This window comes from Streptomyces sp. NPDC048483, assembly GCF_040651455.1.
GTDB lineage: Bacteria > Actinomycetota > Actinomycetes > Streptomycetales > Streptomycetaceae > Streptomyces.
The window spans coordinates 1-9,530 of the sequence record NZ_JBEZJZ010000186.1 but is presented as its reverse complement, the minus strand read 5'-3'; the positions used below and the strand labels follow the sequence as shown (position 1 = coordinate 9,530).

Sequence of the window (9,530 nt, the reverse complement as noted above, 5' to 3'; positions counted from 1 at the left end):
GCAGCGAGAACAAGGTCGTCGACAAGAAGCCCGTCGATCTGTCCGAGGTCGCCTCGCAGGCCGTCGACCAGACCCGCGAGGAGGCGCACTCCAAGGGCGTGGGGTTCCGCGGGGTCCGCCAGCAGGTCTTCGTCCAGGGCAACGGCGTCCTGCTGGAGCGCATCGCGCTGAACCTCGTGCAGAACGCGGTGCGCTACAACGTGCCCGAGGAGGGCTGGGTCGAGGTCAGCACGGAGCCGCAGACCGGCTGCGCGGTCATGGTGGTCGCCAACACCGGTCCGGTCGTCCCAGCCTACGAGATCGAGAACCTCTTCGAGCCGTTCCGGCGGCTGCGCACCGAGCGGACCGGCAGCGACAAGGGCGTGGGCCTGGGCCTGTCCATCGTGCGCTCGGTGGTGCGCGCCCATGACGGCAGCATCACGGCCGAGCCGCGCGAGGGCGGCGGGCTGGTGATGCGGGTCGTACTGCCGCTCTGAGGCGTGCTGCCGGATGCCGTGCGATCGCCGCCCGGCGTCCGGTGGGGCCGTGGGTGGGGCTGTGCGGCCGCTGGGGACGTCGGGCGGCCTTGCGGGTGGTTTCGGACATGCGTGCCCATGATCGCCCGCCGGGCGGCCGTACAGCGTCCCGCCTCCGGTTTGACGAGAAGGCCAGTGACAAAGGATCCTTCGCCCGAGTTCGCTTTGCGCGGAATTCATCCAGTCCTCCCGGCGCCCTGAGCGTGTGTGATCCCTCACAGGCGCGAATTTCCGGCCATCTACGGTGTGTGATCAAAATGCCTGGTAGAAAGCCGGGAAAATCCGGGTTTTCAGGGGGCCTGATCACGGGAAGTACACGTGGTGGGCTGCGCGAGGTGCGACTTTCGGACCGTGTACGGTCCTGATCGCCATCCAAACCGATCACCTCTTCAGGGGTGCGGTTGGGTGTCGATTGAGTAACAGACCTTGATGTGAGGCAAAATCTCCGCCTCAGGTCGGGCACAAGTCCGGCCTCTCACGCGTTACGAGCGCTGAGACACCGCAGACACCCAGAGGGGGAGAGCGAAAATGGCTACGGATTACGACACCCCACGCAAGACCGATGACGACCTCAACGAGGACAGCATCGAGGAACTGAAGTCGCGGCGGAACGACAAGTCCGCCTCGGCCGTCGACGTCGACGAGTTCGAGCAGGCCGAGGGACTGGAACTGCCCGGCGCGGACCTGTCCAACGAGGAGCTCGCGGTCCGCGTGCTGCCCAAGCAGCAGGACGAGTTCACGTGCATGAGCTGCTTCCTGGTGCACCACCGCAGCCAGCTGGCTGCCGAGGACAAGAACGGCAACCCGATCTGCCGCGACTGCGCGGCCTGAGAACGGTCGGCGCCGTGGCAGGCGTGAACCCGTTCCGTAAGGGCCCGAGGGGCGAGAAAGGATTGGCGGCCGGCGCACGATCACGCGAGGAAACCGCGCCCGTGCCCGCCGACCCGACCGCCCTTCCCCCGGAGCGGACCGGCGCACAGCAGGAGCGGGGCCGCACGGCCTCGCTCGTGGCCACGGCTGTACGGGGTGCTGGATACGGCGGCGTCAGCGCGCGGGCCATGCTCGCTGCCATCGCCGACCGGATCATCGCCACGGCCCCGCGGATCCCGGTCCGCGACCTTGCCGCCTTGCGCGCACAGTTTCCCGGCCTGACCCCCGAGGAACTGGCCGACAAGCTGGTCGCGGGCGCCTGCAGGGGCACCGCCACCGTCGGCGCGGGCGTGGGCGCGGCAGCGATGCTGCCCGTACCGCCCGCCATGCCGTACGAGCTGGCCGCCGAGATCGTCGGCGTCGCCTCCGTCGAGCTCAAGCTGATCGCCGAGCTGCACGAGGTCTACGGCCTGCGGCCTCCGGGGAACCGCAGACAGCGGGCGATGGCCACGCTGACCTCCTGGACGGAGGAGCGGGGCATCGAGATCACCGACCCCGGCACGCTGGACAGCGCGCTCGGCGCGCAGATGCGCCGCGAGCTGCGCCGGCAGATCATGAAGCGCACGCTGCGCAACCTTCCCAACCTCACACCGTTCCTGGTGGGCGCCACGGTGGGCGCGCTCATGAACCGGCGCGACACCCGAAAGCTCGCGGAGCGGATTTGCACGGACCTACGCACCCGACAGGTCCCGTGGGACGCCCTCCCGGACGACGGGCCGGGCGAGTCCCTCCTGGCCGGCTGACCCGGCGCCGGTCAGGCCCGTACGGCTGCCAGGGCCGCCACCAGGCGCTCCGGCTCGCGCGTCGAGAGGTACGCGTACGGCGTCGGGTCCTCGGGGTCGGTGATCTCCACCCGCACCGCGGTACGGACGTAGCCGCGCAGCAGCATGAAGGCCCGCGCATCGGCCTTGTGCGTACGCCAGGCCAGCGCCTCGTCGGCGTCCAGCGCCCGTGCCTCGCCCAGCGCCGCCACCGGGATCTTCGCGTCGCCGGCGATCAGCGAGTCGCCCACCACCCGGATCCGCGCCGAGCCGTACGAGCTCACCGCCACCGCCGCGAGCGCCCCGCCGGCGATCAGCCCGCCGAGCATCGGCAGCGTCCCCAGAGGGAGAAGCATCAGGGCGCAGGCGACACCGACCAGCGCGGCGATCACCCACCAGGACCGGGGCGCGGTGAGGCGTTCTTCGTACGACTGCATGGCTCCAGCTTGGCACGGCGGCGCGGGCCCCTTAAGCGCGCGGGTAGGGTCTGCACTCGTGAGTGGAACTGACGAACCCAGGGCGCGGCTGACGCCACCGAAGGACGCCGTCGCTCCGGTGAGGCATCCCGAGGCGCCGGCGCCCGGAGAGCTCCTCGGCGCGCACTACGACCGGTGCTTCGGCTGCGGTACGGGACAGCAGCACGGCCTGCACCTGGAGGCGCGGGCCGGCGAGGGCGTGAGCGTACGGGCCGAGTTCACCGTCAAGGAGGCCCACCAGGGCGCACCGGGCCTGGCGCACGGCGGTGTGCTGGCCACCGCGCTGGACGAGACGCTCGGCTCGCTGAACTGGCTGCTGCGGGTGATCGCGGTGACCGGCCGGCTGGAGACCGACTTCCTGCGGCCGGTGCCGCTGGGCACCGTGCTGCACCTGGACGCACGGGTCACCGCGGTGCACGGGCGGAAGATCTACTCGACGGCCGTCGGACGGATAGGCGGCCCGGACGGCCCGGCCGCGGTGCGCGCGGAGGCCGTCTTCATCGAGGTGAAGGTGGACCACTTCATCGACAACGGACGGACCGAGGAGATCCAGGCGGCGATGGCCGACCCGGACCAGGTCAAACGAGCGCGTGCCTTCGAGGTGAACCCGTGAGTCAGGTACGGAATCCGGTGGATGTGCTGCTGCGCCGGCTGGATGCGGACGTGCCCGTTCCGTCGTACGGACATCCGGGCGACGCGGGTGTCGATCTGGTGACCACCGAGGCCGCCGAGCTGGCGCCGGGGGAGCGCGCGGTGCTCCCCACCGGGGTGTCGATCGCGCTGCCCGACGGCTATGCCGCGTTTGTGCACCCCCGCTCCGGGCTCGCCGCCCGGTGTGGACTGGCGTTGGTGAATGCCCCCGGGACGGTGGATGCCGGGTACCGTGGGGAGATCAAGGTGATCGTGGTCAATCTGGACCCGCGCGAGAGCGTGCGGTTCGAGAGGTATGACCGGATCGCCCAACTGGTCGTCCAGCAGGTCGAGAAGGTGCGCTTCCACGAGGTGGCGGAACTTCCCGGCTCGGCGCGGGCCGAGGGGGGATTCGGTTCCACCGGCGGTCATGCGGCGGTGGGTGGCTCCACGGGCGGGAATGGATACGCATCGGTCGGTGCCGACCGGGAAGGACAGTGACGTGTTCGGACGTCGCAAGAAGAACGAGGCTCGCGAGGAGCCGGCGCAGGACACCGCGCTCGCCGAGGAGGCAGCCGCAGGCGACGCCGACGAGGACGAGGCGGGCGAGCGGCGGGTCGGTCTTCCGCCCGCACCGCGGCCGGACGGCCCCTGGGACGCGTCCGAGGTCAAGGACCCCGGCGAGGGCCGGGTGGACCTCGGCGGCCTGTTCGTGCCCGGTGTCGAGGGCATGGAACTGCGGGTGGAGGTCGCCGGTGACGCCATCGTCGCCGCGACCGTGGTGCTGCAGGACAGCGCCGTACAGGTGCAGGCCTTCGCCGCCCCCAGGAACGAGGGCATCTGGGGCGAGGTCCGCGAGGAGATCGCCTCCGGGATCACCCAGCAGGGCGGGGTCATCGACGAGGTCGAGGGCCCGCTGGGCTGGGAGCTGCGCGCCCAGGTACCCGTACAGCTGCCGGACGGGACGAACGGCGTGCAGGTCGTGCGGTTCATCGGGGTCGACGGCCCCAGGTGGTTCCTGCGCGGCGTGATCTCCGGCCAGGGCGCGGTGCAGCCGCAGGCCGCCGGGGTGCTGGAGCACATCTTCCGGGACACCGTGGTCATCCGCGGCGATGCCCCGATGGCGCCGCGCGACCCGATTGTCCTGAAGCTGCCGGACGACGCCCAGATGGTGCCGGACGGTGTGCAGCAGGAGCCGGCCGAGGCATCGCGCTTCGGCGGCGGCGTGGAGCGTCTGGAGCGCGGACCGGAGATCACCGAGATCCGCTAGACACACCGGAACGCCGCCGGTGCGCGAACGCGCCGGGCGGCGGCTTGATAGTGACGGTTGCGATGGGCCGTACTCCCCTCAGGGGCGTACGGCCCCTCGTCGTTTATGCAGGTCAGGCCGGGAGGCGTAAGAAAAGCGTCAACGGAGCGCTAATGGCCGTAAGGGAGGCGTCAACGGCGTTCATATGACGTCGGACAGGCGCTTTGCTTTGGGAGTCCTGATCTCCCGACCCCTCTAGGAGCACACGATGGCCGACGTGGCCTTCGTCGTCGTCACGATCGCGGTCTTCGCGTTGGTGGCTCTCGTCGCCAAGGGGGTGACGAGGCTGTGACCGTCGAAAACATCGTTGGCCTGATCGTGGCCGTCGCCCTGCTGGGCTACCTGGTCCTCGCCCTCGTCTTCCCGGAGAGGTTCTGAGCACCGATATGAGCCCCGTTCTCGCAGGTGTGCTCCAGCTGATGGCGCTCATCGCGGCGCTGGCCCTGGCGTACCGTCCCCTCGGCGACTACATGGCCGCCGTCTACAGCTCCCCCAAGCACCTCCGCATCGAGAAGATCATCTACCGCTGTATCGGCGCCAACGCCGATGCCCAGATGCGCTGGCCCGCCTATCTGCGCGGCGTCCTGGCGTTCTCCGCGGTGGGTGTGCTCTTCCTCTACCTGCTGCAGCGCCTCCAGGGCGGCCTGCCGCTGTCCCTCGGCTTCGCGTCGATCAGCCCGGACCAGGCGTTCAACACCGCCGCGTCCTTCGTCGCCAACACCAACTGGCAGTCCTACAGCGGCGAGCAGGCCATGGGCCATGTCGTGCAGACCGCCGGCCTCGCGGTGCAGAACTTCGTCTCGGCCGCCACCGGCATGGCCGTCGCCGTCGCCCTGGTCCGCGGTTTCGCCCGCTCCCGTACGGGCGACCTCGGCAACTTCTGGGCCGACCTGGTGCGCGGCACCCTCCGCGTGCTGATCCCGATCTCGGTCGTCGGCGCCCTCGTCCTGGTCGCCTGCGGCGCCATCCAGAACTTCTCCGGCATCCACGAGGCCGGCCAGTTCATGGGCGGTACGCAGCAGACCGGAGGTGGCGCGTACGCCTCACAGGAGGTCATCAAGGAGCTGGGCACCAACGGCGGTGGCATCGCCAACGCCAACTCCGCCCACCCCTTCGAGAACCCCAACGCCTTCACCAACCTCTTCGAGATCTTCCTGATCCTGGTCATCCCCTTCGCGCTGACCCGCACCTTCGGCAAGCTCGTCGGGAACGTGAAGCAGGGATACGCGATCCTCGCCACCATGGGCGTCATCTGGCTCGGTTTCACCGCCCTGATGATGTGGAGCGAGTTCGCCCACGGCGGCCCGGCCCTGCAGGCCGCGGGCGCCGCCATGGAGGGCAAGGAGACCCGCTTCGGCGTCGGCTCCTCCGCGATCTTCTCGGTGGCCACCACCCTCACCTCCACCGGCGCGGTGGACTCCTTCCACTCCTCCTTCACCGCATTCGGCGGCGGCATCCAGCTGCTCGGCATGATGCTCGGTGAGATCGCACCCGGTGGTGTGGGCTCCGGCCTCTACGGCATGCTCGTCATGGCGATCATCGCGGTGTTCATCGCCGGCCTGATGGTCGGCCGCACGCCCGAGTACCTGGGCAAGAAGGTCGGCACCCGCGAGATCAAGCTCGCGGCCTGCTACATCCTCATCACCCCGACCCTCGTGCTCGGCTTCTCCGCCGCTTCGATGGTGCTGCCGGACGCGCTGGGCTCGATGCTCAACACCAAGGCGCTGGGTGCCGGTGCGCACGGCTTCTCCGAGGTGCTGTACGCGTTCACCTCCGGCGGCAACAACAACGGCTCCGCCTTCGCCGGCCTGAACGCCAACACCCCCTGGTACAACACCACGATCGGTCTGGCCATGCTGCTCGGCCGGTTCCTGCCGATGGTGTTCGTGCTCGCGCTGGCCGGCTCGCTCGCCGAGCAGAAGCCGGTCCCGGAGACCGCGGGCACCCTCCGTACCGAAAAGCCGCTCTTCGCCGGGCTGCTCGTCGGCACGATCCTGATCATCACCGGTCTGACCTACTTCCCGGCGCTGGCCCTCGGGCCGCTGGCGGAGGGACTGTCATGACCGCCCCCGTGAAACCGGAAGGGCCCGGCTCCATGGCCTCCAGCTCGACAGCTACTCCGACTCGCGCTCCGCACCAGGACGTCCCCAGCGGGCACAAGCCCGGCGACGGCCGCGTGGGCGGCGGTCTCTTCGACCCCAAGCAGCTGGTCAAGTCCTTCCCGGACGCGATACGCAAGCTCGACCCGCGGGTGATGGTCAAGTCCCCCGTGATGTTCGTAGTCGAGGTCGGCTCCGTGCTGACCACGGTCTTCGCCGTCACGTCCCCCTCGGACTGGTTCGGCTGGGCGATCGCCGCCTGGCTGTGGCTGACCGTCATCTTCGCCAACCTGGCCGAGGCGGTCGCCGAAGGCCGTGGCAAGGCGCAGGCCGACACCCTGCGCAAGGCCAAGACCGACACCGTGGCGCGCCGGCTGAACGACGAGGTGGAGGAGCAGGTACCCGGTACCGAGCTGCGGATCGGCGACCTGGTGGTCTGTGAGGCCGGCGACATCATTCCCGGTGACGGCGATGTCGTCGAGGGTGTGGCGTCGGTCGACGAGTCCGCGATCACGGGTGAATCGGCTCCGGTCATTCGGGAGTCGGGCGGTGACCGCTCCGCAGTGACCGGCGGGACGAAGGTGCTCTCCGACCGCATCGTCATCAAGATCACGACGAAGCCGGGCGAGACCTTCATCGACCGGATGATCAACCTCGTCGAGGGCGCCGCACGGCAGAAGACCCCCAACGAGATCGCGCTGAACATCCTGCTCGCCTCGCTCACCATCGTCTTCCTGCTCGCGGTCGTCACCCTCCAGCCGTTCGCGATCTACGCGGGCGCCGAGCAGCCGATGATCGTGCTGCTGGCGCTCCTGGTCTGCCTGATCCCGACGACGATCGGTGCGCTGCTGTCGGCCATCGGCATCGCCGGCATGGACCGGCTCGTCCAGCGCAACGTCCTGGCGATGTCCGGACGCGCCGTCGAGGCCGCAGGCGATGTATCGACATTGCTGCTCGACAAGACCGGCACCATCACCCTCGGCAACCGCCAGGCCGCCGAGTTCGTCCCCGTACGCGGCACCACCGAGGCCGAGGTCGCGGACGCGGCCCAGCTCTCCTCGCTGGCCGACGAGACCCCCGAGGGGCGTTCCATCGTCGTCCTCGCCAAGGAGAAGTACGGGCTGCGTGAGCGCCACCAGGGTGAGCTGGTGGACGCGGAGTGGGTGCCGTTCACCGCCCAGACCCGGATGTCGGGTGTGGACGTCGACGGGCGCAAGGTCCGTAAGGGCGCGACCGGTTCGGTGATCGCCTGGGTCAAGGAACGCGGCGGCACCGTCGCCGAGGACGCCCAGCAGCTCACCGACGCCATCTCGCAGGCCGGCGGCACGCCGCTGCTGGTCGCGCTGGAGGACGAGCGCGGCCCGCGCGTCCTGGGCGTCATTCACCTCAAGGACGTCGTCAAGGACGGCATGCGCGAACGCTTCGTCGAGCTGCGCAAGATGGGCATCAAGACCGTCATGATCACGGGTGACAACCCGCTGACGGCCAAGGCCATCGCCGAAGAGGCGGGCGTGGACGACTTCCTCGCGGAGGCCACGCCCGAGGACAAGATGGCGCTCATCAAGCGCGAGCAGGCCGGCGGCAAGCTGGTCGCGATGGCCGGTGACGGTACGAATGACGCGCCGGCGCTGGCCCAGGCGGACGTGGGCGTCGCCATGAACACCGGCACCTCGGCCGCCAAGGAGGCCGGGAACATGGTGGATCTGGACTCCAACCCGACCAAGCTCATCGAGATCGTCGAGATCGGCAAGCAGCTGCTGATCACCCGTGGTGCCCTGACCACCTTCTCGATCGCCAATGACGTCGCGAAGTACTTCGCGATCATCCCCGCGATGTTCGCGGTGGCCTACCCGGGCCTGGACACCCTCAACATCATGCGGCTCTCCAGCCCCAACTCCGCGATCCTCTCGGCGATCATCTTCAATGCGCTGATCATCGTCGCGCTGGTGCCGCTCGCCCTCAAGGGCGTGCAGTACCGCCCGGTCAGCGCCGACAGGATGCTGCGCCGCAACCTCGCCGTCTACGGACTCGGCGGCCTGGTCGCCCCGTTCATCGGCATCAAGATCATCGACCTGCTCATCTCTCTCATCCCCGGAATCGGGTGACCGCCGTGAACAACTCCGTAAGCAACACCGCCCGGTTGATCGGGGCGGGGCTGCGTGCCCTGCTCGTACTGACCGTGGTCTGCGGGATCATCTACCCGCTGGTGGTCACCGGAGTGGCGCAGGCGGCGTTCCCCGGCAAGGCCAACGGCTCCGAGGTGAAGGCCGGCGGCAAGGTCGTCGGCTCCTCGCTGATCGGCCAGCGCTACGACAAAGGCCAGGACAAGGCCGGGAACCCGGTCCCGGACCTGAAGTTCTTCCAGCCGCGCCCGTCGGCGGGACTGGGCAGCAACCGGACCAACGGCGTCAACACGCAGTACGACCTCCAGGTCTCCGGCGCCTCCAACCTGGGCGCCACCAACACCGACCTGATCAAGGCGGTGAAGGAACGCAAGGAGTGGGTCTCCACGACGTACGGGGTTCCCGGGTCGAAGGTTCCGGCGGATGCGGTGACCTCCTCCGCCTCCGGCCTCGACCCCGACATCTCCCCGGAGTACGCCCGGCTGCAGGCCTCCCTGGTGGCCAAGAAGAACCACCTTCCCGCCGGTACGGTGCAGCAGCTGGTCAAGGAACACACCGACGGGCGCGCCCTGGGCTTCATGGGTGAACCGCGGGTGAACGTCCTCGAGTTGAACATCGCGCTGAAGGGCCTGGTGCAGAGCCAGGACTGAGCGATCGGCGCAGCGGGCGGCTCCCGGGGGGATTTCC

General features: G+C 69.4%; 11 protein-coding genes. 10 read left to right on the top strand and 1 reads right to left on the bottom strand.

Features of this window, described 5'->3' with window-relative positions:
* The 3 genes from AB0D04_RS41245 to AB0D04_RS41235 form a co-directional block, all read left to right on the top strand.
* Window positions 1-476: HAMP domain-containing sensor histidine kinase (locus AB0D04_RS41245; protein ID WP_362712547.1), on the top strand; the 476-nt coding region annotated here is incomplete at its 5' end.
* A gap of 567 nt (window positions 477-1,043) precedes the next feature.
* Window positions 1,044-1,346 carry a DUF4193 domain-containing protein gene (locus AB0D04_RS41240; RefSeq protein WP_016575747.1) on the top strand — a complete coding sequence of 101 codons (303 nt, stop codon included), beginning with the start codon at window positions 1,044-1,046 and terminating at the stop codon, window positions 1,344-1,346.
* A 101-nt stretch (window positions 1,347-1,447) separates the two neighbouring features.
* Window positions 1,448-2,188 carry a hypothetical protein gene (locus AB0D04_RS41235; protein ID WP_362712546.1) on the top strand — a complete coding sequence of 247 codons (741 nt, stop codon included), beginning with the start codon at window positions 1,448-1,450 and terminating at the stop codon, window positions 2,186-2,188.
* A gap of 11 nt (window positions 2,189-2,199) precedes the next feature.
* Here AB0D04_RS41235 and AB0D04_RS41230 read toward each other — a convergent pair whose 3' ends face one another.
* Entirely contained in the window at window positions 2,200-2,643 is a 444-nt protein-coding gene (locus AB0D04_RS41230; protein WP_362712545.1) for a DUF3093 domain-containing protein, read from the bottom strand.
* Window positions 2,644-2,701: 58 nt separating this feature from the next.
* Between AB0D04_RS41230 and AB0D04_RS41225 the strand changes: the two genes are divergently transcribed.
* The 7 genes from AB0D04_RS41225 to kdpC all read left to right on the top strand — a co-directional run bounded on the left by AB0D04_RS41225 (window position 2,702) and on the right by kdpC (window position 9,493).
* The gene (locus AB0D04_RS41225) at window positions 2,702-3,295 is read left to right on the top strand and encodes a PaaI family thioesterase (protein WP_362712544.1); all 594 of its coding nucleotides are present in this window, start codon (window positions 2,702-2,704) and stop codon (window positions 3,293-3,295) included.
* On the top strand, window positions 3,292-3,813 hold the full coding sequence (gene dut / locus AB0D04_RS41220) for a dUTP diphosphatase (RefSeq protein ID WP_362712543.1): 522 nt from the start codon (window positions 3,292-3,294) through the stop codon (window positions 3,811-3,813). Before AB0D04_RS41225 ends, dut begins: the two co-directional genes overlap by 4 nt.
* Before the next feature lies 1 nt (window position 3,814).
* Window positions 3,815-4,582 (top strand): DUF3710 domain-containing protein, encoded by a 768-nt coding sequence (locus tag AB0D04_RS41215; protein ID WP_362712542.1) that lies wholly within the window; start codon window positions 3,815-3,817, stop codon window positions 4,580-4,582.
* 327 nt (window positions 4,583-4,909) lie between these two features.
* Window positions 4,910-4,999 (top strand): K(+)-transporting ATPase subunit F, encoded by a 90-nt coding sequence (kdpF, locus tag AB0D04_RS41210; protein WP_046925563.1) that lies wholly within the window; start codon window positions 4,910-4,912, stop codon window positions 4,997-4,999.
* An 8-nt stretch (window positions 5,000-5,007) separates the two neighbouring features.
* A complete protein-coding gene (gene kdpA, locus AB0D04_RS41205) occupies window positions 5,008-6,684 on the top strand; it encodes a potassium-transporting ATPase subunit KdpA (RefSeq protein WP_362712541.1) in 1,677 nt (558 codons plus the stop codon).
* Window positions 6,681-8,825 (top strand): potassium-transporting ATPase subunit KdpB, encoded by a 2,145-nt coding sequence (gene kdpB / locus AB0D04_RS41200; protein WP_362712540.1) that lies wholly within the window; start codon window positions 6,681-6,683, stop codon window positions 8,823-8,825. Before kdpA ends, kdpB begins: the two co-directional genes overlap by 4 nt.
* The gene (gene kdpC, locus AB0D04_RS41195) at window positions 8,822-9,493 is read left to right on the top strand and encodes a potassium-transporting ATPase subunit KdpC (protein ID WP_362712539.1); all 672 of its coding nucleotides are present in this window, start codon (window positions 8,822-8,824) and stop codon (window positions 9,491-9,493) included. The genes kdpB and kdpC overlap by 4 nt, the downstream gene beginning before the upstream one ends.
* Window positions 9,494-9,530 lie beyond the last annotated feature (37 nt).

Bases quoted from the DNA above. Each gene is read 5' to 3' on its own strand.
- kdpA (WP_362712541.1), top strand. From the start codon at position 5,008: ATGAGCCCCGTTCTCGCAGGTGTGCTCCAGCTGATGGCGCTCATCGCG.
- kdpB (WP_362712540.1), top strand. From the start codon at position 6,681: ATGACCGCCCCCGTGAAACCGGAAGGGCCCGGCTCCATGGCCTCCAGC.
- AB0D04_RS41230 (WP_362712545.1), bottom strand. From the start codon at position 2,643: ATGCAGTCGTACGAAGAACGCCTCACCGCGCCCCGGTCCTGGTGGGTG.
- AB0D04_RS41240 (WP_016575747.1), top strand. From the start codon at position 1,044: ATGGCTACGGATTACGACACCCCACGCAAGACCGATGACGACCTCAAC.